The 25,659-nt window shown below is 53.5% G+C and carries 22 protein-coding genes and 1 pseudogene; 6 read left to right on the top strand and 17 right to left on the bottom strand.

Features of this window, described 5'->3' with window-relative positions; all coding sequences use genetic code 11:
- The first annotated feature begins 178 nt into the window (after nucleotides 1-178).
- From AC5JPW_RS14575 to AC5JPW_RS14565, 3 genes are all read left to right on the top strand, one after another.
- A complete protein-coding gene (locus AC5JPW_RS14575) occupies nucleotides 179-1,150 on the top strand; it encodes a sensor domain-containing diguanylate cyclase (RefSeq protein WP_494241422.1) in 972 nt (323 codons plus the stop codon).
- Between the two features lie 80 nt (nucleotides 1,151-1,230).
- Nucleotides 1,231-1,758 (top strand): GNAT family N-acetyltransferase, encoded by a 528-nt coding sequence (locus AC5JPW_RS14570; protein WP_494241420.1) that lies wholly within the window; start codon nucleotides 1,231-1,233, stop codon nucleotides 1,756-1,758.
- A 117-nt stretch (nucleotides 1,759-1,875) separates the two neighbouring features.
- Nucleotides 1,876-3,327 (top strand): tagaturonate reductase, encoded by a 1,452-nt coding sequence (locus AC5JPW_RS14565; protein ID WP_494241418.1) that lies wholly within the window; start codon nucleotides 1,876-1,878, stop codon nucleotides 3,325-3,327.
- A 389-nt stretch (nucleotides 3,328-3,716) separates the two neighbouring features.
- On the opposite strand, the gene pdxR is transcribed toward AC5JPW_RS14565, so the two are convergent.
- Nucleotides 3,717-5,114, bottom strand: coding sequence for a MocR-like pyridoxine biosynthesis transcription factor PdxR (gene pdxR, locus AC5JPW_RS14560; RefSeq protein ID WP_494241416.1), 1,398 nt, complete (start codon nucleotides 5,112-5,114; stop codon nucleotides 3,717-3,719).
- 92 nt (nucleotides 5,115-5,206) lie between these two features.
- On the opposite strand from pdxR, the gene AC5JPW_RS14555 reads away from it, so the two are divergent.
- Nucleotides 5,207-5,686, top strand: a complete 480-nt coding sequence (locus AC5JPW_RS14555) for a carboxymuconolactone decarboxylase family protein (protein ID WP_494241414.1) — start codon at nucleotides 5,207-5,209, stop codon at nucleotides 5,684-5,686.
- 3 nt (nucleotides 5,687-5,689) lie between these two features.
- Here AC5JPW_RS14555 and AC5JPW_RS14550 read toward each other — a convergent pair whose 3' ends face one another.
- Nucleotides 5,690-6,580: a LysR family transcriptional regulator gene (locus AC5JPW_RS14550; RefSeq protein ID WP_494241413.1), complete on the bottom strand. Its 891-nt coding sequence runs from the start codon at nucleotides 6,578-6,580 to the stop codon at nucleotides 5,690-5,692.
- A gap of 97 nt (nucleotides 6,581-6,677) precedes the next feature.
- Between AC5JPW_RS14550 and AC5JPW_RS14545 the strand changes: the two genes are divergently transcribed.
- Nucleotides 6,678-8,093, top strand: coding sequence for an aldehyde dehydrogenase family protein (locus tag AC5JPW_RS14545; RefSeq protein ID WP_494241412.1), 1,416 nt, complete (start codon nucleotides 6,678-6,680; stop codon nucleotides 8,091-8,093).
- A 43-nt stretch (nucleotides 8,094-8,136) separates the two neighbouring features.
- On the opposite strand, the gene AC5JPW_RS14540 is transcribed toward AC5JPW_RS14545, so the two are convergent.
- The 6 genes from AC5JPW_RS14540 to nifL form a co-directional block, all read right to left on the bottom strand.
- Nucleotides 8,137-9,714, bottom strand: coding sequence for a methyl-accepting chemotaxis protein (locus AC5JPW_RS14540; RefSeq protein ID WP_494241410.1), 1,578 nt, complete (start codon nucleotides 9,712-9,714; stop codon nucleotides 8,137-8,139).
- A 261-nt stretch (nucleotides 9,715-9,975) separates the two neighbouring features.
- Nucleotides 9,976-11,214: an EAL and HDOD domain-containing protein gene (locus tag AC5JPW_RS14535; protein WP_494241408.1), complete on the bottom strand. Its 1,239-nt coding sequence runs from the start codon at nucleotides 11,212-11,214 to the stop codon at nucleotides 9,976-9,978.
- A 171-nt stretch (nucleotides 11,215-11,385) separates the two neighbouring features.
- Entirely contained in the window at nucleotides 11,386-11,898 is a 513-nt protein-coding gene (locus AC5JPW_RS14530; protein WP_494241407.1) for a nitrogen fixation protein NifQ, read from the bottom strand.
- Complete coding sequence (nifB, locus tag AC5JPW_RS14525) at nucleotides 11,895-13,298, bottom strand: nitrogenase cofactor biosynthesis protein NifB (protein WP_494241405.1); 1,404 nt, start codon at nucleotides 13,296-13,298, stop codon at nucleotides 11,895-11,897. The genes AC5JPW_RS14530 and nifB overlap by 4 nt, the downstream gene beginning before the upstream one ends.
- A 167-nt stretch (nucleotides 13,299-13,465) precedes the next feature.
- Nucleotides 13,466-15,040 carry a nif-specific transcriptional activator NifA gene (nifA, locus tag AC5JPW_RS14520; protein ID WP_494241404.1) on the bottom strand — a complete coding sequence of 525 codons (1,575 nt, stop codon included), beginning with the start codon at nucleotides 15,038-15,040 and terminating at the stop codon, nucleotides 13,466-13,468.
- Nucleotides 15,037-16,524, bottom strand: a complete 1,488-nt coding sequence (nifL, locus tag AC5JPW_RS14515; protein ID WP_494241402.1) for a nitrogen fixation negative regulator NifL — start codon at nucleotides 16,522-16,524, stop codon at nucleotides 15,037-15,039. Before nifL ends, nifA begins: the two co-directional genes overlap by 4 nt.
- Before the next feature lie 358 nt (nucleotides 16,525-16,882).
- On the opposite strand from nifL, the gene AC5JPW_RS14510 reads away from it, so the two are divergent.
- Nucleotides 16,883-17,413: a flavodoxin gene (locus tag AC5JPW_RS14510; protein ID WP_494241401.1), complete on the top strand. Its 531-nt coding sequence runs from the start codon at nucleotides 16,883-16,885 to the stop codon at nucleotides 17,411-17,413.
- 47 nt (nucleotides 17,414-17,460) lie between these two features.
- On the opposite strand, the gene nifM is transcribed toward AC5JPW_RS14510, so the two are convergent.
- From nifM to nifE, 9 genes and pseudogenes are all read right to left on the bottom strand, one after another.
- Nucleotides 17,461-18,246 (bottom strand): nitrogen fixation protein NifM, encoded by a 786-nt coding sequence (nifM, locus tag AC5JPW_RS14505; protein WP_494241426.1) that lies wholly within the window; start codon nucleotides 18,244-18,246, stop codon nucleotides 17,461-17,463.
- Nucleotides 18,247-18,248: 2 nt separating this feature from the next.
- Nucleotides 18,249-18,689 (bottom strand): nitrogen fixation protein NifZ, encoded by a 441-nt coding sequence (locus AC5JPW_RS14500; RefSeq protein ID WP_494241399.1) that lies wholly within the window; start codon nucleotides 18,687-18,689, stop codon nucleotides 18,249-18,251.
- On the bottom strand, nucleotides 18,686-18,943 hold the full coding sequence (locus tag AC5JPW_RS14495; RefSeq protein ID WP_494241397.1) for a nitrogenase-stabilizing/protective protein NifW: 258 nt from the start codon (nucleotides 18,941-18,943) through the stop codon (nucleotides 18,686-18,688). The genes AC5JPW_RS14500 and AC5JPW_RS14495 overlap by 4 nt, the downstream gene beginning before the upstream one ends.
- Before the next feature lie 2 nt (nucleotides 18,944-18,945).
- A complete protein-coding gene (gene nifV / locus AC5JPW_RS14490; RefSeq protein WP_494241395.1) occupies nucleotides 18,946-20,088 on the bottom strand; it encodes a homocitrate synthase in 1,143 nt (380 codons plus the stop codon).
- 14 nt (nucleotides 20,089-20,102) lie between these two features.
- Nucleotides 20,103-21,305: a cysteine desulfurase NifS gene (gene nifS / locus AC5JPW_RS14485; RefSeq protein ID WP_494241393.1), complete on the bottom strand. Its 1,203-nt coding sequence runs from the start codon at nucleotides 21,303-21,305 to the stop codon at nucleotides 20,103-20,105.
- A 34-nt stretch (nucleotides 21,306-21,339) separates the two neighbouring features.
- Nucleotides 21,340-22,164 carry a Fe-S cluster assembly protein NifU gene (nifU, locus tag AC5JPW_RS14480; RefSeq protein WP_494241391.1) on the bottom strand — a complete coding sequence of 275 codons (825 nt, stop codon included), beginning with the start codon at nucleotides 22,162-22,164 and terminating at the stop codon, nucleotides 21,340-21,342.
- Nucleotides 22,165-22,362: 198 nt separating this feature from the next.
- Nucleotides 22,363-22,836 carry a NifB/NifX family molybdenum-iron cluster-binding protein gene (locus AC5JPW_RS14475; RefSeq protein ID WP_494241390.1) on the bottom strand — a complete coding sequence of 158 codons (474 nt, stop codon included), beginning with the start codon at nucleotides 22,834-22,836 and terminating at the stop codon, nucleotides 22,363-22,365.
- On the bottom strand, nucleotides 22,823-24,208 hold the full coding sequence (nifN, locus tag AC5JPW_RS14470) for a nitrogenase iron-molybdenum cofactor biosynthesis protein NifN (RefSeq protein ID WP_494241388.1): 1,386 nt from the start codon (nucleotides 24,206-24,208) through the stop codon (nucleotides 22,823-22,825). The genes AC5JPW_RS14475 and nifN overlap by 14 nt, the downstream gene beginning before the upstream one ends.
- Nucleotides 24,209-24,218: 10 nt before the next feature.
- Nucleotides 24,219-25,593, bottom strand: a pseudogene (gene nifE / locus AC5JPW_RS14465) (nitrogenase iron-molybdenum cofactor biosynthesis protein NifE).
- Nucleotides 25,594-25,659 lie beyond the last annotated feature (66 nt).

Below are 25,659 nucleotides of genomic sequence, written 5' to 3'. Positions count from 1 at the left end.
GGTTAAAAGCAGCAGATGATGCGTTGTACCGCGCAAAACGTCCTGAAAAAACCAGATCTTCGCACACTGACAAACTTGCTGAATACGCTACGCTTTATGCTGTACACCGCGAAGCTAACGCTGGATGGTTTTTATAATCGCGGAAGACATCAGGTCATGAATAGCGAGAAAGCACCCTATGAAAACACCTGCACTCCCTGCCAATGAGGAAAAACGTCTGGCGTCGTTACACGACTCAGGCCTGCTCGACACCGGTACTAACGAACGCTTTGACCGCCTCACCCGGCTGGCAAAACGGCTGTTCAATGTGCCGGTTGCCCTGGTCACGCTGGTGGGCGAACAGCACACTGCATTTCAAGTCCAGCGACGGACTTGCGCACCAGACATCTGCCGCGCAGTATTCTCCTTCTGCGGCCATGCCATTCTCAGCGCCGCACCGTTAATCATTAATGACGCTAAGCAAGATGAACGCTTTGCGGACAATCCTCTGGTCATTGGTGAATCCAGTTTGCGTTTTTACGCTGGCTATCCGTTGCATCTGCCGGACGGCGCAATTGTGGGCTCTTTCTGCCTCATTGACCGGAATCCGCGCGATTTCACTGCCGCAGAGCTGGAGATCCTCAAGGATTTCGCGCTGATCGTGGAAAATGAATTTGCAGTAATGAGTGCTGCAACCACCGATGAGCTGACGGGACTTTTTAATCGCCGTGCGTTTGATAGTCTTGTGAAGTTCGCGATTTCCAGTGCCCGGCGTCGTGCGGAACCATTGGCCCTGGCGTGGCTGGATCTTGATGGCTTCAAAAAAATCAATGACACCTGGGGTCATGGTGAAGGTGACGAAGCGCTGAAGGCGATGGCAGAGATTATGCGGGCTAGTTTCCGTGAAGCCGATCTGCTGGTGCGCTACGGGGGAGACGAGTTTGCTGTGCTTTTCTCGGATACCCATGAGAAGGGGGCCTGGATCGCCGTTGAACATCTGGCCGAGCAGACCAAAGCCTGGAATCTCACGTCAGGAAAACCCTGGAAACTGTCCTTTTCCTGGGGGGTCAGCGAGTTTGACCACGACGGGGATGGTGATGTGAAGCCCTGGCTGAAAGATGCCGACACCAAGATGTATGCTATGAAATCGGACAATCAACACACTCGCTAACGTCATTACAAAAAGCTTTGACGTCATTGATTGTGTTGTGAAAATGTAAAATGCATAGTGGTTGTTTTTAAGGAATGAAAATGGCCACTCTCTCTTCTCTTCATACCCTGTCTGCTGACGACATTACCGCCCGTATTGATGAACTCTGCGATGTACTCGAAAACTGTGTGCAGGGCGGGGCCTCAGTCAGCTTTATGCTCCCTTTCGGTCGTGAAAAATCCCGCGCTTTTTGGCAACAAGTCGCATCCAGCGTGGCGCGTGGCGAACGCCTGGTACTGGTCGATGAACCCGAAGGGCTGGGGATAGTCGGCACGGTGCAACTCATCCTCGATCAACCCGAAAACCAGCCACATCGCGCTGATGTTGCCAAGCTGTTGGTGCACGACCGTGCACGGCGTAAAGGTGTAGCCGGGCGTTTAATGACGGCGCTGGAAACAGCAGCACGGGATCACGGTAAAACGGTATTAGTTCTGGATACCAGTACCGGCAGCGGTGCGGAAACCTTCTATACGCAATGCGGGTGGCAAAAAGTCGGAGAAATTCCGCGTTATGCATTGATGCCGGATGGGGAAATGACAAGTACTAGCGTATTTTATAAGTTTTTGTGATAGACATTAAATTTGTCTGCTCACTTTGATCAAAACAGGGGTTCATGGTTCAAAAGTCTGGTAAGTTATTACACCAATCTTCCTGGGTTGTATGACTAATCAAAAAAGGAACACATTGTGAACACTGTTAACCGTCGCGATTTTCCCGGTGCTTCTTACCCTGAGCGCGTAATTCAATTCGGTGAAGGCAACTTCTTACGCGCCTTCGTTGACTGGCAGATAGACTTACTAAACGAGCACACTGATCTGAATGCAGGCATTGTGCTTGTTCGTCCTATCGACAGTACTTTCCCGCCGTCACTGAGCACTCAGGATGGTCTGTACACCACCATTATCCGTGGGCTGAATGAGCAGGGCGAAGCGGTCAGCGACTCCCGCCTCATTCGTTCTGTAAACCGTGAAATCAGTGTTTACAGCCAATACGATGAGTTCCTGAAACTGGCACACAACCCGGATATGCGTTTTGTTTTCTCCAACACGACCGAAGCGGGCATCAGCTACCATGCGGGTGACAAATTTGAAGATGCACCTGCCGTCAGCTACCCGGCGAAACTGACCCGTTTGTTGTTCGAACGCTTCAACCATTTCAACGGCGCAGCGGATAAAGGCTGGATCATCATCCCATGCGAACTGATTGATTATAACGGCGATGCGCTACGAGAACTGGTGCTGCGTTATGCACAGGACTGGGCACTGCCAGCGGCCTTTACCCAGTGGTTGAACGAGGCGAACACCTTCTGCTCCACACTGGTTGACCGCATTGTGACCGGCTATCCGCGTGATGAAGTTGCACAGATTGAAGCCGAACTGGGTTACCACGACGGCTTCCTGGATACCGCTGAGCACTTCTATCTGTTTGTTATTCAGGGGCCGAAATCCCTCGCGCAGGAACTGCGTCTGGACAAATATCCGCTCAACGTACTGATTGTTGACGATATTAAGCCGTACAAAGAACGTAAAGTAGCCATCCTCAACGGCGCGCACACTGCGTTGGTACCGGTGGCGTTCCCGGCGGGCCTGGATACTGTCGGCGAAGCCATGAACGACACGGAAATCTGTGCCTTCGTGGAAAAAGCGATTTACGAAGAGATCATTCCGGTCCTCGACCTGCCACGCGATGAGCTGGAATCCTTTGCCAGCGCGGTAACGGGGCGTTTCCGTAACCCGTACATCAAGCATCAGTTGCTGTCGATTGCGCTTAACGGGATGACTAAATTCCGTACCCGTATTCTGCCGCAGTTGCTGAAAGGACAGGAGCAAAACGGTAAATTACCTGCACGTCTGACCTTCGCTCTGGCGGCACTGATCGCCTTCTACCGTGCCGAACGCAACGGCGAAGCTTATCCGGTGCAGGACGATGCACACTGGATCGAGCGTTATCAGCAGCTGTGGAGCCAACACGGTGACCGTCAAATCAGCACTACAGAATTGGTCCGCTCAATTCTGTCTGTCAGCGATCACTGGGAGCAAGATTTGACGCAGGTTGCTGGATTGGTAGAACAGATTTCTCTGGATCTGGATGCCATTCTGCTGCGTGGTATGCGTGAGGCGGTTAAACCACTCTGCTAACAGCGACAGTGATTTAATGCAGGGGGAGCGAGTCTTTGGCCGCTTCCCTTTATTTTATTTATGAATTAGTTACAACATACTGTTGTTTGCTGTCATGACAGAAACATCGGCATCGGTGCCTAAAACACGAATAGCTAACAAGGACGGCTTTTTTTTCCTATAATTTTCTTGCCGTAACGGTGTCGACCTTGTCGGCCAGGGCAAATCCGTTGTCGCTGAAGCTGGCGCAACACGAACGAAGAGAGGGACAAGCAATGGAAAAGCTGGAAAAAACGTTACCGCTCGTAATGGGCCTGGTATTCGGTATCTCGCTTATTGCCACGGCATGGGATATCTCATTCGTCAGTGCATTACCCTGAGTAGTATCCTGAAAGGGGGCTTGCCCCCTTTCAGCCATTGCTGAATTGCAGTGTTTCTTCTTTTACCCGCTCGAGCAATTTCACCACCTCTTCCCCGGAACGAATATTGGTGTAGCCCATAATCAACCCATACCTTTTTGACGACCTGTTATACCACTCGGATAATGGGCTAACCCGAAGGTCATGTTGTTGCCATATTTTCGCTAATCCAACATCGTCCACGCCGTGGCGCAGAAACGCGATAATGTGCATGCCTCCATCATTCACCTCAACATCAAACAGATCAGGAAATACGGTTTTCAGCGCCGCAAGCATCATTTCTCGCCGTTGCTGATAGAGGGTGCGCATTTTCTTCAGATGACGGAAAAAATGTCCTTCCGACAGGAAGCGGGCGACCATTTTTTGCGTCAGCACCGGTTGGCCATTCTCCGTAATTTCGCCTGTTTCCTGGAACGCATTTATCGTTGAACGCGGCATCACGATGTAGCTGATTCGCAGTGAGGGCATAATGGTTTTGCTGAAGGTGCCCATATAAATAACCCGATCGTGCGTATCCAGGCTTTTTAGTGCAGGCAGCACCTTGCGGGTGTAATGAAATTCACCGTCGTAATCATCTTCAATGATCCATGTGTTATTTGCATTGGCCCACTCAAGCAACTGGTGTTTACGGGGCAGGGAAAGCGTGACCGCCAGAGGGCTGTGATGTGACGGCGTCACAAATACGAAGCGTGCGTCAACATGATGATTCAGTAAATAGCTGACATTCAGCCCCTCGAAGTCAACCGGAACCGGGTGCAGATTTTTAACCGCCCGTTTGAGCAGTTGCTGGCCGAAAAAATACCCGGGATCTTCGAGTACGACTTTATCGCTCTCTCTGGCAAGAGTGTTGAGGATAAGCGTCAGGTTATTACGATAACCACTGGTGATGAAAATCTGCTCCGGGCTACAGTTCAGTCCGCGGGAAATATTGAGATAACGGGCGATAGCTTCCCGCAGTGGCGGATATCCCATCAGGGGCGGATTGACCATCTCCGCAGCGGGAAGTGAACGGAGGACCTGGCCTGATAGCAGCAGCCATTTCTTTCCAGGAAAGGCATCCAGCGCAGGCACGCCAAGTCGAAAGAAACCTTGCTGATCGCGAATATTTACCACCGAGGTGAGTTTGGACTCTTCGGGCAAATCCGTGACAACAGGAGTGTGCACTGGTGGCAGATTCAATTCCGGGTTAACTCGTGTACCGCGTGCACCCTGGCTGACGAGGTAGCCTTCACCCGACAGGATGGCATACGCCGTTTCTGCTGTTTTACGCGCCACCTGTAGCTCAGCGGCGAGAACGCGGACCGAGGGCACTTTGTCACCTGGTTTCAGCAATCCATTAAGAATGTCCTGCCGAAATCGGGTATAGATGTCACGGTATCCTGTAGCCATGTCCTACCTCAATAATGACATTTTGTATCTTTTTACTATGCCATAAATCTCTACTATTGGTTCGGTCAAATCAATACATGAGGAATATGAAAATGAACGCACGCGTGAATCACTTTGAGGCTGTCCCAGAACTGATCAAAACTCTGGGTGACGCCAGCATGGCTTCCCATAAAAGTTCGCTGGATGCCGGTATCAAGAATCTGGCGGATATCCGTGCTTCCCAACTTAACGGCTGCGCATTTTGCCTGGATATGCACGTGAAACAGGCCAAGCTGCGCGGTGAGCGCGAACTGCGTCTGTACCACGTGGCTATCTGGCGCGAGTCACCGCTGTTCAGTGCCAAAGAGAAGGCGGCGCTGGCGCTCACTGAAGCGCTGACCCGACTGGGGGATGGAGGGGTATCGGACGCGCTTTATCGCACGACCCGCGAATATTTTAGTGATGAAGAGATCGCTGAACTCGCCTTTGCCATTGCCATCATCAATGCGTGGAATCGCCTGCAAATCCTGTCGCAGATGGTACCGGGTTCGCAGGATACTGCCTACGGCCTGGAGCGCGCAGGACTGAAATAATCGTCACTGCTGTTGCCGAACAAAAGCGATAAACGCCTTAAGCCCCATCGGGATGTGACGATGTCCGGGGTAGTAAAGACACAGCCCTTTAAAAGGCTGTGTCCACTCATCAAGTACGCTCACCAGTTCACCTGACTGAAGCAAATCCTCAATGTAGAGCTCGGGCAAAAAGCCGACCCCCAACCCAGCCTGCACCGCACGGATAGAGGTAAAAAGATCGGTGGTCGCCAGACGAGCAGGAACTGCTATCACAAAATGTTCGCCGTGGCGTTCCATCTCCCAGCGGTACACACCACCATGCGACATACGCATGCAAATACCCTGATGATGGGTTAAGGCTTCCGGCGTTTCAGGTGTGCCATGCTCAGCAAACCAGGCTGGTGTGGCGACCACACGCATGCGGATGTCGGGGGTGAGAGGCACGGCAATCATGTCCTGAGGGACGGACTCGGCAAGACGAATCCCGGCATCGTATCCTTCAGCGACGATATCAATCATTCTGGCTTCACTGGCAATCTCCAGGCGCATTTGAGGATAGCGCGCAAGAAATCGAATGATCAGGTCATCGAGAAAGAGTCGACCTGCTGCCTGGGGGGCATTGATACGCAGCGTGCCAGACGGTTCTTCAGGCAAACTGTGGATTTCATCTGCGGCCTGCTGGATGACCAGCAATGCGGGGCCGACACGTTCAACAAACCGTTGACCGGCTTCCGTCAGGGCGACGCTGCGGGTGGTGCGGTTAAACAGTCGAGCATCAAGACGCGATTCCAGTCCGGCAATGGCATTACTCACTGCGGTGGCCGACATGCCCAACTCCTGCGCAGCAGCACGAAAACTGCCCTGGCGAATAACGGCCATGACCACTTCCAGCTCAATCAGTCCCGAACGATGCATAGATTATCCTGATTTTCGAAACAACCTTTGCAGCATAGCGTGGATTATCGGAGCGATAAAGCTGTGTAACACTCTGGTTATCAACCCGGAGGTCACGATGCGACAGCTTGAACAACTCTTCATTAACGGTGAATTTATCACCGCCCAGGGCAGTGAATATTTTGATTTATACAATCCGGCTACCGCACAAGTCATCGGGCGAGCACGGCTTGCTAACCAAGAGGATGCTGATGCGGCGATTGTTGCTGCGAAAGCCGCATTTGATGCCTGGTCGCAAACGTCAGTCAAAGAGCGCCTGGGGGTGCTCGGCAGGATGCGCAATGCCATGCGGGAATCTGAAGCTGCGTTGCATGAGGCCATTGTGCTGGAATACGGCGCACCGGTTTCGCGGGCCGACTGGATGGCCCGTTACCCGGCAGATGTTATCGAGCAAGTGATGTGTGACCTGGAGGCGTTTGCCTTTACCACCACCGTGGGGCAAGCGCAGGTGAAAATGACGCCACTGGGCGTTGCCGGTCTTATCACTCCGTGGAACAGCAATGCCGGATTCATCTGCGGCAAGCTTGCCACTGCTTTGGCTGCCGGGTGTACGGCAGTGATCAAGCCAAGCGAAATGAGTGCCTTGCAAACTCAAGTCGTGATGCAAGCCCTGGATTCCGCAAGATTGCCAGCAGGTGTGTGCAATATCATCACTGGACGCGGCGATGTGGTGGGAGAGGCGATCAGCCGTCACCCGGATGTGGCGAAAATCTCGTTCACTGGCTCTACACTCACCGGGAAGGCGATTTTGCGTAATACGGCAGACAGCTTTAAACGCGTCACCCTGGAGCTGGGTGGTAAATCACCGACGATTATCCTCGACGATGCCGATCTGGCGACGGCCATTCCCCTGGCGATTCAGGCCGGATTTATGAACAGCGGACAGGCCTGTATTGCCGGAACGCGCATTCTGGTTCCGCGTTCACGTAAAGCTGAATGCGAAGCCGCGCTAACGGGAGCAGTCAGTGCCATTCATTCCGGCGACCCACGCGATCCGCTCACGACCATTGGCCCGATGGTCAGCGAAAAGCAGTGGCAACGAGTGCAAAGCTATATCCGTCTGGGCTCAGAAGAGGGTGCGCGTTTGTTAGCGGGTGGTGAAGGGCGTCCCGGTGGCAGCGGGCAAGGGTGGTTTGTGAAACCGACACTGTTCACTGACGTACGCAACGATATGCGTATTGCCCGAGAAGAGATATTTGGCCCGGTACTGTCTCTCATTACCTATGAAAACGATACCGATGCCGTGCGGATTGCCAACGACACGGACTACGGATTAAGCGCACTGGTGCTGGGGCGCGATGCGGCACGAGCGCTTGCGGTAGGTGAACAGATCCATTCCGGGCGGGTGCAGGTGAATACGCTGGCGCATGAAGGCGGTGCACCTTTCGGTGGATTCAAACAATCAGGGATAGGGCGAGAAATGGGACGCTGGGGAATTGCGGCTTTTATGGAGCCGAAGACAGTTATTCAGTAAATAAGACGCCGGTTACCCGGCGTCCTGATAATCACGTTTTTACTTATTGAGCATTTTGCATTCGTAGCTGGAAGAAGCGCACGGAATCACGCAGCACTTCGCTCTGCTCGGTCATTGACTGGGCAGCCACCGCGGCTTGTTCCACCAGCGAGGCGTTCTGCTGTGTCACAGTGTCCATCTGATCAATGGCCATGCTGATCTCTTTGATACCTTGATGCTGTTCGGTTGAGGCTGCAGAAATCTCTGCCACAATGTCAGTCACTTTGTTGACCGAATTAACAATCTGCTCCATTGCCTGACTTGCAGTGTCGGCATAACGTGAGCCATCGGTAATTTTATCCACTGTGCCTTCGATCAACTGCTTGATCTCTTTCGCCGCAGACGAGCTTTTCTGCGCCAGGTTACGTACTTCACCGGCGACTACGGCAAAACCTTTGCCTTGCTCACCCGCACGGGCGGCTTCAACGGCGGCGTTCAGCGCCAGGATGTTGGTCTGGAAGGCAATACCTTCGATCACCGAAATAATGTCGACGATTTTCTGCGAACTTTGGGCTATTTCATGCATCCGCTTCAGCATGTCATTCACCTCTTTACCGCCTTTCACTGCCGTTTGTGAGGTTTCACGCGCCAGTTCACTTGCTTTGCGGGCGTTGTCGGCGTTACTTTTCACGTTTTCCGTGATCTGCTGCATGTTGGAAGAGGTCTGCACCAGCGAGGCGGCTTGCTCTTCAGTGCGTTGAGAAAGATCGCTGTTTCCCTGGGCAATTTCGTTGGCAGCCAGAGAAATGGATTCGCTGCCGTGGATGATGCCATCAATGATTTCGGCCAGTTTGCTGTTCATCAGTTTGATGGTGGCCAGCAGGCTATTGCTGTCGTTGTCGCGTAACTTCACATCGGCTTTAAGGTTACCGGAAGCAATTTCATGCATGATGGAAACTGCATAAGCGGGTTCGCCGCCCAACTGACGAGAGAGACTGCGGGAGATAAAGAGGGCGATAAATCCGGTGGCAATCAGCGCCAGCAGGAGCAGGCCAGAAAAGGTGTAAAGCGCAGCGGTATAGCCGGACTGAGAGGCTTTGCCAGCGGCATCTCCCATCGCGACTTCCTCATCCACGAGCTTTGCAAGGTCGGCCATCAGCTGTGTGCGATATTTAGAGGAGACGGCACCACTGATTTTTGACGCCTCGTCGAGATTACCTGCGCTGACTGCGGTGATCACTTTGGCGTTCACGTCGACGAAGTTTCGGAAATTATCAGCAACCGTGTTAAACAACGTGCGCATCTCTTCAGGGGCATCTTTGCTCAGTTTGGCGTATTGCTGTTGAGCATTGAGGAAAATTGCCTGATTTTGTAGCAGTTCAACACGGTGTTTCTCACGCTCTTCCGGGGTAACAGAGGCAATATACTGTGTTTGCTGCAAACGCATTTCTGATAATACGCCACGCATTTCGAGGGTATAGCGAACGCCGGGCATGCGGTTTTCGCGGAATTTATCGATATGATGATTACTGGCGTTGAGTTGATAAATAGCAACTGCGCCAAGAATGAGCATCATTGCAATTAATATTGAAAACCCCGTGAGCAGTTTCGTTAATACTGATGCCTGAGACAATTTTTTCATAGTGGTCATTTTATTTTAATGAATGGTAAGAGTAATAACGGCACGGGAGCAGGAAGATTGATTTTATTTAATTGATCTGAATCACACAATTTTATTGTTATAAAATTGTGGAAGTGCACAACGAGTTAATTTGACTTAAGCGTGAGGGAAGGGTGTTAATAATGTGAATGTTTTGAAAATAACATTCACAAGTGTGCAATGAAATAATGTTTCAAATGAAACGATCGCGCTATGAGATAATATGAGTAACAAGGATTCGGATCATTTTGCGAACCCTACCGGGACCTCGTCTGCCCATTTGGTGGCTCTGTTCATCATTTCCATCACCGTACTTTCTGACACGCCCAGTTGGTTCGCCTTGTCGCTGGCTTCGGACCAGAGACGCTGTTCATAAAGTTGAGCCAGCATCACATAATCGTAGAGAACGCCGTCCTGTTGTTTCAGCGCTTTTACCACGTCTGGCGATACGGCAATCTGCCCCATCAGCTCGTCAAGCGGGGTTTCGAGGATCACATCCAGCAGCGAGAACAGCCCCACCATAAAGGCTTCACTCGATAGCTGATGCGAAGTGCTACGTCCAGCCAGCAACTCGCAGAATTTAGCGCGAATCAGACTGAGGTAATAAATTTCAGCCGTCCTGACGGTCTCAAAAGAGGTTAAACAGGCCACCAGCACGAAACGGCGCAACTCATTGATACCTAAGTAGAGCACAATATCTTTCAGCGACTGATTGCGGAATCCGGTCAGTCCGCGAGTGTTATAAAGAATATTCTGCGCATATCGCATGATTTTGAACGACAGTGACACATCACGCTTAAGCAGGTCTTCGATACGATTCAAATTGGGAAATTCAACATTAACTTCCTGCATTATTTTTAGCGCGAATGCACGATTATGCATCAGTTTGTTTCTTTTATAAACAACGGGCTTGCTGAAGAAATATCCCTGAAAGAGCTTAAACCCCATTTTCTTAAAGGTTTCATACTCATCATTACTTTCTACCTTTTCTGCCAGCAACACAGTGTTACGTAAAAGTGCACGGTTTTTACCAATATAATGATCAATTTCTTGCTGGGTATTTTTTTGCACATCGAATTTAATCACATTGATGTAAGGAATAAAGGCATCCCACTCCGAACTCATTGTGAAATCGTCCAGTGCGAGACGAAAGCCCAGCGTCTGAAGGCGTTTTACGGTAGCAAGTAACTGTATGTCAGGCTGAGAGGTTTCCAGTATTTCAATAACAACACGGTTTTTTGGCAGTGTTTCGGCCATGCCGTCAACGAGCAATTGGTGAGGAAAGTTGACGTATACCGACTTACTCTCGTTTTTACGGCCCACAGGCGCACCAAAAAACTGCTCTTCAATCAGTTGTGTTGTCGCCTGTTCCGATGAGACATCAGGGAAGCGGTTGGTCATGCTGTCCCTGAAAAGCAGCTCATAGCCGACGGTGTTCATTTGACTATCGAATATCGCCTGTCTGGCTACAAAAGCATACATTCGCCACCTCTTTCATCCACTCAAACCTATAACTCTACAGGATACAAGGTACCTTAACAGGGTGGCGAAATGAAACTGTTAATGCTGCAAAATATTTGCTTAATAAATGTTAAATATGTACGAAAGATCAAAAAAAGTCGGTCATTTTAGTTAAAGTGCGCATTTTGATGATTAATGCACCTCAAAGCAGACCTGTCGCTCACAACAGGCATCGCAGCTAGGTGAACGACAAATCAGTTCACCTTCTGAATGCAAACAGCGTTGACGATAGAAAAATTTTTTCCAGCGCATGTTGTCGCGGTTCATCTCGACCAGTTGTGGAAAACAGTCAGTCATTAATTCACGCAGCTCTTCACGTGAACTTAACCCGAGATCCTGCCAGAGATGATTAAAAGCCAGCGAGACGCTGGCAATGATGTGCTGCATGGGGGCTGCGTCGGGTGACATGTGGCTTTCCAGCCACCCGGCGAGCTGTTCACGCTCCTCTTTGCGTGTGGCAATCAGTTCAGTCATTAACGTCCGCCGCAAAATAATGTCTGATGGTGCGGTATATACCGGTTTGTCCAACTGCGCACCCAGCGTACGCCAAAGTGGATCAGAAAGCCCCATAGAGAGGGGGTAGCAGCCCTCTCCGTATGTGTAGAGATGGAACAAACGGCGCAACCAGTAACGTTCATCCATCATGCCACTCCTTTTTGGCTATCGACGTCCTGCCATTTCTGCCGCCAGGTTTCCCACCAACGCAGAAGCGCAGGGGAGATCGGTTGCCATGCGTCGTCCACGCAGGGTTGAATACCCTGTGCCTCAAGCCGTTGCCAGGGACCATAGCCAATACGCGAGCAAAATACCGCTTTGACATCCGCCAACAGATCCAACATAGCTGCCATGCGGACTTCGTTGTCCTGAGGTTCACAGTCATCACTTCCCTGACAAAATTTAGGGGTGAAACGCTCGTTTACCAACACAACGCCTGCGGATGACAGACTGTAGATCTGAAAACGATCGGCATGACCAAAATGGCAGTCAATCACTTCACCACGCGTCGACGCGACAGCTACCAGACAGGCTTCTGGTTCATCCGACTCGCCCTGCGTGGCAATGCTGGCGTGCAATCTGGCGCGTTTTTGCAGGGTTGGCAGCCACGGCTGAGGTTCCGCAGGCAGCGGTGTCAGTTGAAATTGCTGGCTTCTGTCTTCACCCAGCATGCCGATGGCATCAGCCCTACACTGTTGGCAATGTGTCATTTGTGGCATGACCTCCCCGCACCGCGACCGGGTTGCGGCAAGCATTGTGGCATCGGGCTCCGGCTGCCCGTTGAGACCAAAGACCGTGCCATGTTCCGGGCGGGAAATTAACGGCATGATGTTGTGAATAAACGCACCATGCTGGCGGAGTGTGCGACTAACATCATCAATCACACGATCGTTGATACCGGGGATCAGTACAGAATTGATTTTCACCAGTACCCCTTTCTCCGTGAGCCTGCGTACTCCCTCAAGCTGGCGTTCCACCAGGATTTTCCCTGCCTCACGTCCGCTGTAACGCTCGCCATCAAGCCACAACCATGCATAGATCTGTGCCGCAATATCCGGGTCAAGGGTATTAATGGTGACGGTGACATGATCAACGCCCACATCGATCAGACGGTCAACTGCATCGGGTAGCATCAGGCCATTGGTCGACAGACAAAGTTTCAGATCCGGCAATTGTTCGCGTACCAGCTCGAGTGTTTTAAAAGAGTGGGCAAAGTTCGCTAACGGATCACCTGGCCCGGCAATCCCCACTACGGAAAGTTGTGGAATGGCGGTTGCTACTTGACGCACTTTCGCGACCGCCTGCTCTGGGGTAAGCAGCGACGACGACACCCCAGGGCGTGATTCGTTACTGCAATCGAACTTGCGATTACAGTAGTTGCACTGCAGGTTGCAGGCAGGTGCGACCGGAAGATGCATGCGGGCAAAACGGTGGTGGCCGCTCCGGGAGTAGCACGGATGTGATGCCACTTTTCCGGCGATAAAATCGGACAAGGGCGCTTCAGGGGCCTGGCAACCGGTGCTGCCAGCGAGAGAAGAGCAGGAAGTCATGATCGTTCCTTAGTTGCGTAATCATAACCTCCTGCTGCAAAAGCTGTACCGCTCACTGAATATCTAACTTATTGAAAAATAAAACATTAAAATTGTCACTTTGATTATTGTTTGTCGTGATTGTGGCGTTTGGCTGACAATGTGCCGAATATCACAATTTTCGCGCGTCACATTCTGGGCAGGGTGATGTCCATGGTTTGAATGCGATAGGCGACCTGGCGCGGGGTCATACCAAGCAAACGTGCCGCTTTGGCCTGCACCCACCCGGCTTTCTCCAGCGCAGCAATCAGACGCTGGCGCTCGTCCAGAGAGTTATCGAGCCAGGAATCCTCTTTAGTCGCGCTGGATGCCTGTGGTTTCGGTACATTTTCCCGGTGGTGGAACATCACCACATCCCGGTCAATCAACCCATTTTCAGACATCACTGCTGAACGTTCCAGGCAGTTTTCCAGCTCTCTAACATTGCCCGGCCAGGTGTACCCCATTAGCAGGCGGATTGCGCCATCACTGATGCGCAGGGTACGTCCCTGCTGCTGGGCAATTTTGCGTATCAGAAAGTGGGCCAGTTCGGCAATGTCTTCCTGGCGTTCACGCAGCGGGGGCAGAGAGATGGGCATGACGTTGAGACGATAATAAAGATCTTCGCGGAAATGACCCATCCGCACTTCCTCCTCAAGATTGCGGTTCGTGGCGGCAATAATGCGGACATTGACCCGCAGGGTCTCATCTCCACCCACGCGTTCCATTTCTCCTTCCTGCAAGATACGCAGCAGCTTGGCCTGAAAAGAGGCACTGCTTTCGCCAATTTCATCGAGGAAAAGCGTCCCGCCATCTGCCAGTTCAAAGCGACCTTTGCGCTGACGCACTGCGCCGGTAAAGGCCCCTTTTTCATGACCAAAGAGCTCGCTCTCAAGCAATGTATCCGGCAGTGCTGCACAGTTAAACTTCACAAAAGGGGCTGTTGCTCGCGGAGAGTTGTGGTGAATTGCGTTGGCAATCAACTCCTTACCGGTTCCACTTTCGCCACGCACCAGCACGGTAGTATCCCAACGAGATACCTGGCGGATGATCTCCATAGTTTGCTGCATGGCCGGACTTTTCCCCACCATATTTTCAAAGCCAAAGGGGCGCGGTGTGTTGCAACCTCGCTGGCGTTCGACTTGCGCCACCGCTGTACGTGGACTGGCGACCACCGCCGGAGGGGTCATTAAACGGACCGTTTGTGCCACCAGGTTGGCGACAGTTTCCAGAAAACGGGTGCAGGAGGGCAAGCGCTCTTCAAAGCGGGCCATCGGTTGTGCCGCCAGCACGCCAATCGGCGCGGAACGTGGTCCCATCAACGGCACAGCAATAAAAGGCAGGTTATAGTCGTACAATCCCAGACGATCCAGAAACCGTTGATCGTCAGCCACGCGTGGGAGTACCAGCGACTGTCCCTGCGACAATACCGTACCCACCAGACCTTCCCCTGGGCGATAGCGGATTTGTGAGCTGCCAGGAATTAACTGCTGGTCGGCCTCCTGCAAGGCTTCAATATTCAGGATCTCCTTTTGGCTGTCATACAGACACAGCATGCCGTGCTGCATAAAGGCATCGTTATGTAGTACACACAACACTTCCTGCAGCGTCTGGTTTATGTCCGTTGCCCGGCTGAGTACCACGCTGATACGCTGCATGGCCGTAAACTGCTGGGAGAGATCAAACCGCCAGACGGTAGAACCCGATTCGGGTCGCTGGGTCATCGTGGGCCTCCGGTCAGAGAATGAAATAACGGGAATCGCAGGGTCAGGCAGGTGCCGCCTTCCGGACGAGAATGGAGTTCAATTGCGCCGCGATGGTGGGCTACCAGTGTCTGAATCAGCCGGAGTTCCATCCCTTTGCCGGGAGCGTTGAGGGCATCGGGTGAGTGCGCATAGCGCACCTGCATCAGCGGTACATTGTCGTTAAGCCAAAGAGAAAGCCAGCCGTCCTCTTCACGGGCATAAATTTGGGTGTAGAGCATAAAATCATGCAACTCGCCCGCCAGAGCCACGGTTCTGTCTAACCACAGACTCAAACAGGCCAGAATTTGTGTACGCTGACCAAACCCCACCAGGTGGGGGGAATCCATCTCAACGCTAAGATGTTGACCGTCGTTGTAACGGGTGTGGTAAAGCGCCTGAAGATCATCAAACAGGGGTTGTAGCGGCCAGATTTCGTTGGTTTCCAGTGCCAGGGATGGGCGACAGCGTTGCAACCGGGCCATCGCTTCTTCACCTTCACGCCAGGCAGCATCCAGAGCCACATTATGGCTACCTTCGCCGTTTAAGCGTCTCGCCGCCGCCAGCATGTTGATCGGGCAGTTGAGTTGAACCAGCGCGGCATCGAGCGATTCGCGGATGGCCGCGAGCAGTTTTCCCGTAGTCATCTCCTGTTTCAGTCGGTCGAGGCGACCCTGTTCCTGCTGCTGTTGCTGTTGGGTACAATCGGCTATCACCACCAGTGTGCGGGGCAGTGCATTGTCAATGAAATATCGGCTGGCCTCTTCGCTCACGCCGGGGAGTGCCCAGCAGGTTACGGAGAGCCAGCGCACGCTGCCGCGCAGGACTACAGGCAACGTTTGCCCGGCGTACAGGTCCGTTTTGCGCGCTGAAAAATCCAGTTCGCTGAGTAACTCTTTGCCACCCAAATCGGCACAAAAGGTTTTATAGGCCAGATTATCCATCACGATCTGATCGTTTTCGTTCACCACCACCACAGCCGCCGGAATATTGTTAAGCACTGCCTCGGACATGGTCATATGGTTACGCAGACGCTGTTCCAGTGCATAACTGGCGCTAATGTCCCGCTGCATCGCCAGGTAATGCTGGAGTTCGCCGAACTGATTCACAACCGGCGTGATATCGATTTCCGCCAGATACAGACTGCCATCTCGCCTGCGGTTAATCAGCTGACCGCGCCACGGCATGCGCTGTAATAAGGTTTGCCACATCTCCTGATAAATGACGCGCGGCGTTTGTTGGCTGGCGAGCAGACGGTGGTTCTGATTGAGGAGTTCATCAAGGCTGTAGCCGTTCTGGCGACAAAAAGCTGAATTGGCGTACAGAATTGTGGCGTCAGGATCGGTTAGCGAAATGGCGATTGGCGCCTGCTCAACCATTGTGAAAAATAGTCCGGGATGTTGAAGCGAGAGTGCACCGGCAATTTCTTGCTGTGCACTGGCATCCATCATCAAATTAAAGGCCATCACAAGCTCCTGTTATCAGAGACGGGAATGTCGTACTTGCAACAATTTGTGCAGGGTTACGACACACACCCGAAGGAATGTCGGGCAACATTAACCATGCAACTCGTGCGCCTATTTCGGCATGTACCCACTCAAAGATTGATCCTGATTCGCAAAAACAACGAATCCGCGACCACAAGGGGAGGTGGGTGGCTCAGAGTGCGGAAAACCTGCACACAAAGGAGTCAAACACTGGGCTGCAATTGCCCAATTCGGTGCAAGAAAGGGGCGAAAAAAACCTGGCATAACCTTCGCAAATACCCTGTGTACGAGCCGCCTTCGTCGGCGGTCTTCTTCATACCTGGGACAGGAGCGCGTAATGGCTAACATCGGTATTTTCTTTGGTAGCGACACGGGAAAGACCCGCAAGATCGCCAAATTGATCCAACAGAAACTGGGAGACGTGGCGGATGCGCCAGTCAATATTAACCGCACGACACTGGAGGCCTTTCTGGCCTATCCCGTTCTTGTGCTGGGAACACCTACGCTGGGGGACGGGCAGCTCCCGGGTCTGAATGCCGGGTGCGAAAGTGAATCCTGGGGGGAGTTTCTGGAACAACTCACGGGAACGAATCTGAGCGGCAAAATCGTCGCCCTTTTTGGGCTCGGCGATCAGCAAGGCTACCCGGATAATTTCGTCAGCGGGTTACGCCCTCTCTACGATGCGCTGGTTGGTGGTGGCGCGAAAGTGGTTGGGGCGTGGCCGAATGACGGTTACGACTTTTCCTCCTCATCAGCACTGGAAGCGGGTAAGTTCGTGGGACTGGTACTGGACCAGGATAATCAGTATGACCTGACAGATGAGCGCCTGGATATGTGGCTGGAACAAATTAAACCGCAGATTCTCTGATCGCTCAGCCCGGTGATAAAATGCTCACCGGGCTGATTTTGCAAATATCACATTGAAGCCAGCAGGCGAGTCAGCCACTGCTGCTGCCACTGTTGTTGGCTCTGACGCCAGACGAATTCTCGTGCTTTTTCCAGCGCTTCATTTTGCGCCAGAGGTTGGGGGGGGCGAATACGTTCGCACCAGATCAAATGCCAGCCCAGTTCTGTTTCTATGGGGGCAGCAATGCCATTTTCCGGGAGTGCAAACAGCGCCGATTCAAGCTGAGGGTACAGTAAACCGCGGCTGATCCAGCCAAGCCGTCCTCCTTCTAAGGCACTTGGACAATGGGAATAGCGCTTTGCCAGCCGAGGAAAGGCGTCACGCGATGCCTGAATCTCCCGGTAAAACATCAGGGCCTGGCGGCGAATCGCATCACCGTCGTCGTCAACTGTCAATAAGAGGTGGTGGGTCATTCGCTGCTCTGGGCGCATAAATTTATCCTGATGTTGTCGATACCAGGCCAGTACGGTCAGGTCGTCCGGGGCAGGAACTTGCTCGGTAATGCGGGCAAACTGTAACTCCATCAGCGCATGGTGATGAATAACCGCCAGGCGCTCCTCACTACTAAAATCATGGGCATCAAGCATTTCGGCGAGTGATGCGCCTATGGTGTCAAGCAGCGCAGGGGAAAGACTTAACCCGCGAGCCTGGTCAATAATTGCTTGTTCCATAAACTGCTGACGCGACCAGGCCTGATCAAATACCTGGCGCTCACCTTCCGGTATCGCCTGAGGTTCACACTGCCAGCGTGCGAGAGCCAGTCGACGCTGACCAAACCGCTCCCATGCATGCATCATTAAGTATTCTCCTTTAAGCGCAGCGCTCCGGAGGGAACCTGAAACCAGCGGTCGGCAAAGGCGACAATGTAGCTGTTACCGTCCTCCCCATGGTCAGTACCTTCAATACGTCCTGTCTCTCCTGCTGTCACAACGACGTCTCCCTGAATAGACAGGGGGATCAGATTCGTGACAGTGTCACCAAACTGTAGCATGCCTGCGTGCCACGGTTGACTGGCAGGAATCAGTTCCTCCCGTCGGCAGCCCACCACAACATCCCCCTGCAGGAAGTGCACCTGGTAAATAACCTGATCCATTAAAAACGTTCCCCATTCGCGCACAAAGCCGGTGCTGCCACGGCGCACCAGTACATCGCCACGGGCAAAACCGGGCATGGTGCCATCATTACGGATAGCCCGGGTAACTCGTACCTCTTCACCATAAGCAAACGTTGAACTCATACCCCACCTCTTGTTATCTGCTGTTGATAACTTTCTGCCAACAGCCGCCGGGCGAGCAACCAGGGTGCGCGCGGGTCATCCTCCAGGAGATTACGCAGAGGAACATTGTCATGCAGTTTGCGATGAAATGCGGTTAATACCGGTAAACAGCGGTTGCGCAGGGTCGTCGTTTCATACGGCACGGAGAAGAAATCAAAAAAAGATTCGGCGCTGTCCAGTTCGTCGACGCCCGGGATCTGATAAAACCACTCCATCTTCAGCCCCTCAGACACTGAACGGTGTCGCCGCACAATGCCTCGTAGATTGCGATCAGTTCGACATCTTTTGGCGTGCGCTTCCAGCTCTCTGCAAATCGGCGTATGGCCGGAAGCAGCGCGTCAATTTGTAACGCATCCAGGTGGTAACCCATTCTCGCAAACACACCGTCTACGGCCTGGCGGCCGGAGTGTTTACCAAGTACCAGGCGATACTCACGTCCCATCAAGGCCGGGTCGATCGCCTGGTAGCTCTCTCTGTCTTGCAACAGGGCGGCAACATGGACACCGGATTCGTGCGTGAAGACCTGTTCGCCAACCAGGGGTTGCTGAGCGTCAATGGTACGTTGTGTCGCGTCAGCCACCTGCTGACAGAGCGCAGGCAGATGGCTGAAATTGATACCGCAGTCGATGCTAAAACAGCGGTTAAGGCTCAGCGCAACCGTCTCCAGTGCCGCATTGCCAGCACGCTCTCCCAGCCCCAGTACGGTGGTGTTGACGCTGGTGGCCCCTGCGCGTACCGCTGCCAGTGTATTGGCCGTCGCGAGGCCCAGATCGTTATGGGCGTGCATTTCAACTTCGCCGTGCCAGAAGCGACAAAGCGCGGTGATGCGTGCCTCGGTAGTGAAAGGGTCCAGTACGCCGAGGGTATCGGCAAAGCGAAGACGCTGGGCACCCGCAGAGTTTGCCACCCGGGCAATAGCATGCAGGTCATCATCTGTCGCACGAGAGGCATCTTCGCAGCCGATACAGACTCTCAGACCCAGGGAGCGCGCCTGTTCAGTCAGGATACCAAGCCGTTCGAGCAGAACCGGGAGGGGGTCGCGCAGTTTGTATTTTTGCAGGATAGCGGAGGCCGGAAGGGAGATATCCACCCAGTCCATGCCCAAATCGGCACTCTGGCTAATGTCGTCGATGTTCATACGACACCAGGTCATTAAGGTGGCCGCAGGAAGGTGATGGCGCACTCGCTGGATCCGGTCGCGTTCGTCATCGCCCATCGCGGGTGTACCGACTTCCAGTTCCGCCACCCCCGCTGCACACAACGCCTCAGCAATGGCGATTTTTTCACTGGCACGAAAAGCGACGCCCGGGCTTTGTTCTCCATCCCGCAAGGTGGTGTCGTTAATGATAATTGACCTCATTGCTGCCTCCAGGGTTAACCGTAAACCGGTGCAAAAGACGCATCTGTCGCCACAGGTTTTCCGTTTTGCCAGTAGGGAGAGAGCAACCGCAGCCTGGCGATGATGGGGGGCAGGCTGGCTATCACATAATCAATCTCTTTTTCCCGCGTATAGCGTGAGAGCGAAAAACGAATGCTGCCGTGCGCGGCAGTATAGGGAATGTCCATGGCCCGCATAACGTGTGACGGTTCAAGTGACCCTGAGGTACAGGCACTGCCACTGGACGCGGCAATACCCGCCTGGTTCAGCAGCAGCAAAATGGCTTCCCCCTCAATGTACTCGAAGGCCAGGTTAGCGGTGCCGGGCACGCGCGGCTGGTTACCGCCCATTACCCTCACCGAGGGGATCACATTGACCAGTTCGTCCTGGAGGTAATCACGCAAACGTGCGATGTCCGGCATACCTGGCAGGTGGATTTGCGCAAGTTCACAGGCGCTGCCCATACCAACAATGCCCGCGATATTTTCTGTGCCAGCGCGTCGGCCACGTTCCTGATGCCCACCACGCAGCAGGGGGCGAAAACGGGTTCCCCGGCGCAGGTAAAGGCAACCGACTCCCTTGGGTCCGTGCAGTTTGTGTGCAGAGCACGAGAGCATATCAATACGGCTCTTGCCTACGGTCATGGGAATTTTTCCCACGGCCTGGACAGCATCGCAGTGAAAGAGAGTGCCAAACTCATGCGCCATTTCCGCCATTGTCTCAATGGGGAAGAGAACACCGGTTTCATTGTTTGCCCACATTACGGTGACCAGCGCCACACGACTGCTCAGGGCTTGCTGGTAGTGGGCCATATCGAGCGCACCCTGGCTGTTCACGTTGATGCGATGGATCAGGTATCCCTGGCGCTCAAGATGCTCGCAGACCGCAAGCGTAGCCGGATGCTCCACCGTGGTGGTGATAATTTCCCGTCGTTCGGGCATTAACTCCACACAGGCGTGGATGGCCGTTGATGTGGCTTCGGTGGCGCAGGAGGTAAAGATAATTTCGCTGGCATGATCTGCCCCCAGCAGGCTGGCAACTTGCTGATGTGCGCGTTCAAGCGCGCCACGGGATGGCGCACCAAAATCATGAATCGAAGAGGGGTTGCCATAATGCTCGGTTAAAAAAGGCATCATGGCTTCCAGCACCATCGGGTCGAGGCGGGTAGTGGCGTTGTTATCGAGATAAACCTGTTTCATTATCATGTCCCCCAATCGGCTAACGGAATGCGGCTCAGGCCGCCACGACTTCCATAAAACACCCGGTACGTTCCATTAATTTCTGCTGCAGCCAGGCCAGTGTCATGTCAGTCATCATGCAACCCGAGCAACTGCCAGAGAGGCTGACCGTCACTTTATGGTTCACAACGTTGACCAGTGACATGTCGCCACCGTCGGCCTGAATGTGGGGTCGCAACTCGGTAATGGCATCCATCACATCCTGCCAGTGCTCGTCCTTTTCCGTCACAACGCGGATGGGAATCGACTGCTGTTCAGCAAGGATGTCAGCCAGCGCCAGTTCGATTTTTTCATGACATGCGGTGCAACCGCCGCCTGCCTTGGTGTAGTTAATCACCTCTTCCAGGGTGGTCAGTCCGTTGGTGAGTACCGCACGGCGGATATGGCCTTCATCCACACCGAAGCATTTGCAGATGAGCTTGCCTTCTTCATGATCATCTTCAATCGTCTCGCCACGATAATTGGCGATGGCGGCCCGCAACGCTTCCTGACCCATCACCGAACAGTGCATTTTTTGCGGTGGCAGGCCATCAAGGTAATCAGCAATGTGCTGGTTAGTGACGGATTCCGCTTCCTTCAACGTGCGGCCAATAATCAGTTCAGTTAGCGCCGATGAAGATGCAATCGCGCTGCCACAGCCAAAGGTCTGAAAGCCGGCCTCAAGGATGGTTTCGCTTTGCGGATCGACACGCAGCATCAGGCGCAGTGCGTCACCACAGCTGATCGATCCCACATCACCCACCGCGTTGGCCTCATCCACCACCCGGGCGTTACGGGGATTAAAAAAATGATCTTTTACTTTCTCGGAATAGTTCCACATGCTCAAAGCTCCCAGGATTATGACGGACAGCGCGGGGCGCAATTCACCGCGTCAATCAACAGCGGGTACAACTGTCAAGCAAAAGCGATACCAGAAGTAAAAACTCATATTATTCATGTTGTTATGCTGACATCTCAGCATAAAGCCGCTGACACTGTCGTGATTTATGTGAGGTTTGTCGCAGAAACGACACAGCGATTAACGCGTTCCCCGGTCACTTTCCTCTTGCCACTCGCTTTCCAGTAATAACTGTGAGAAGCGATCCGGGTCCCGCTTAACGGGGCTTTTACGCTGTTCTTTGTCGTACCAGTACTGTTGGATCTCCTGTAACAGGCCTGCGATTGGCGTGTCTTCCGGGACGCGTACTGCCCGCACGCCAACCTGCAACAACTGGCGAAAGACGGCTTCCCCAATCGCTACACAATACAGCGTGACGCAATCGTCAAGTGCGGCTATCCGACGGGAGAGTTTTTCTGCCTGATGCCCGGCCTGAACGGTGAAGTCAACGACGCGAAGTAGAGTCACGTCATCCTCTTTGACGCCGTAAATCACGAGCCTCGGGGTGGCACCAAAGTGCTGGTCGACGTGGTGGTAATCCGAGCTGGCGAAGGCGACTTTCATCGACCATTCGCTGGCACAAATGGTGCTGAACTGCCGATTAACATGCTGCATGGTCGGCTCCTGATAAAGGGGAGAGTGTGAAATGTTGACGGAGTGGGGAACGGTAAGCTGTCAGATGATGGTGGCGATCGCGCAGAATGTTCGCCAGCTCGAACAGGGTGTCACGCATACCGGGGTAGCCCTGGCGAACACGCCGGAATTCCCCAAGTCGGTCATAAACCGGAAAGCCTGCGCGAATTAAGGCCATGTCAAACTGTTCTGCCAGGTCCACGGCATGGGAATTCGCCACCAGCAGGCTGGCTGGCTGGGCACAAAGCAGATCCTGCATATCTTCAAGATCGCCAACCACCACGCGATCCACCGGGAGGTGCTGTAACCCCGGTTGGCTGACCGGCGCGATAACTGGCCCAGGCTGTATGCCCTGACTGCGTGCGAAATCGCACCAGGCCGCGAGCAGGTCCCCTTCGGCTGCCAGCGCCATCTTTGCGTCCTGAAGCCACATATGACAATCGATCATCGCATCCTGTAACTGGCCACGTTGGCGCTCAATCCATGCCGGAACATCTCGCCCGGAAATTCGTTTCAGTTGATGAATAAAACGGTCGCATTGTTCCAGGGTCATCAGATGCGGCAATGCGATGACCTCACCCCGGCAGCGTTGACCCAATAAAGAAGCGGTGCGGGCAAGTGAAACCCCAAGGACGAAGGTACAAAGGCTTTGCCCCATCTGTTCAATGAGCCGCAGCGGTGTTCCCCCCTGGGTGACGGGTGAAAAATCTCCGCTGGCAAGATGTCCGTCCAGCGACTGGGATAGATCCGGCAAGAAAATTGGCTGTAGGCCAAATGCTTCCACGTAACTGCGTAACAGTTCGATTTCACCCGGAGTGAGCAGGTGACTGACCACCAGATTGACCCGCCGGTTACGCAGGCCCGGTAGCGGTTTTTCCGGCAGCCACTGCTCCACAATACTCTCCAGTACCGCGCTGTAGCCGTTCTCCAGAGTGCCGTAGAAGTCCGGGGTATTCACGGTGAGCAGGGCAATGTTCTTGTAACGCGGGTAGTCGGCACGAAACTCCCTGACCACGCGGCTGATATCGCTCCCCTGAGCCTCGGACAGTCCGGTGCTCAGCAGCACAATCGCTTTGGGATTGTTGCGCTGACACAAGATGCTGAGTGCGGCCAGGATATTTTTATCGGCCCCCATGATGGTCGATGTCGGATCCATTGCCGTGGATTGCAGCGGCACCGGATCATGGAAATGCTGAATAAAAAACACTTTGGCGAAGGCGCTGCAGCCCTGGGCTCCGTGGACCAGTGGCATACAGTGCTCAATGCCGAGGCTTGCCAGAATCGCGCCCAGCGGTTGCCCACTTTTCACTGGGCTTACCGCCAGCGGTTTGTTGTTACGTACGATCTCTGCCATTGCGTGCTCCTTATTGCCACGGTGCGCGGGTATGAGTTTGTAACCAGACCGGGCTTTCGATGGTCTGACAAAGCTGTTCAGCGAGAGTAACGATGCCGCGATAACCAGCGAAGGCATGCTCGCGCTCCTGGTTGATATCAAGGAACGGCAGACGTGCTTTGTAGGCGGTGTACATGTTGCGCCCCCCTGCAATCATCAGGTCCACCTGGTAGCGATACGAGACGTCCAGCAATGTGCGGGCATTACCTTCATCAAGCATCACTGCGTCGTCGCCCATCAGCTCGCGGATGCGTTGTTTATCTTCTTCTGTCGATTTACGTGTGCCGGTTGCCACGACGGTCATTCCCAGATCCTGGAGCGCAGAAACCACCGACCAGGATTTGACACCACCGGTGTAGAGCAGGGCTTTACGTCCTTGCAGACGTTCACGCCATGGGGCCAGAGCGCGTTCTGTGGCTGCTTCTTCACGGGCGATGAGGGCTTCGGTGCGGGCCATCAGGTCGCGGTCGCCAAGTCGCTCAGCCAACTGACGCAGGGCATCTGAAGTGGCTCGCACACCGTAAAAACTGCCTTCAAACCACGGTGTGCCGTATTGTTGCTCAAGCGCACGAGCCACGTTGATCAAGGCCCGTGAACAGACCAGCATATTGGTCTGAGCCCGATGCAGTGTCTGGATCTCTTTAAAGCGTCCGTCGCCGGACAAACTTCCCAGTACCCGAATACCCAGCTCATCAAGGAGCGGCTGCACATGCCAGAATTCTCCGGCGATGTTGAATTCACCAATCAGGCCGATATCGTGACGATGTTCGGGGGCAAAAGCAGTGGTTTCCGGCCAGGGGGCGGGTTCGCGTCGGCCAATGACCTTTTTAACCATGACCTCGCCAGCCATACGATTACCCAGGTTCTTGCTGCCATAAAATCCGGCGGCATCAACAGCGATGACCGGCACGCCGGTAGCGGTTTCTGCGGCCTGGCAAACAGCCTCGATATCATCGCCTTCCATGGCCGGGACACAGGTATTGTAGATAAATACCGCGCTGGGCTGATAGCGCTCAACGATGTGGCGCACCGCATGGAACAAGACGGCGTTCGCCTCGCCCCATGATCACATCCTGTTCATTTAAATCGGTGGTAAAACCGAGCCGGTTGATGGTCGGGCCAGAGCTCATACTGCCCCGGTTATCCCAGGAGCTGCCGGTGCAGCCAATCGGGCCATGGACCAGATGCGCCACATCGGAGAGCGGCAGCAGGGTGATTTGCGCGCCGTCAAAGGCGCATCCGCCCGCCGTAGCACCGGGTTTAGGCGCGCTACAGCCGGATTTCTGTTTGTGGTTATGTTCGCAGGCAGGCTCATCCAGCAGCGCCAGAATCTCATTCCCCTTCATGGTTACCTCATTTATCAGTTGGGTTACCAGAGAAATTGCAATTCGCACGCCAGAAGTTTATTTATT

The organism is Phytobacter sp., assembly GCF_059074235.1.
This window is presented reverse-complemented; position numbering and strand designations above follow the sequence as displayed.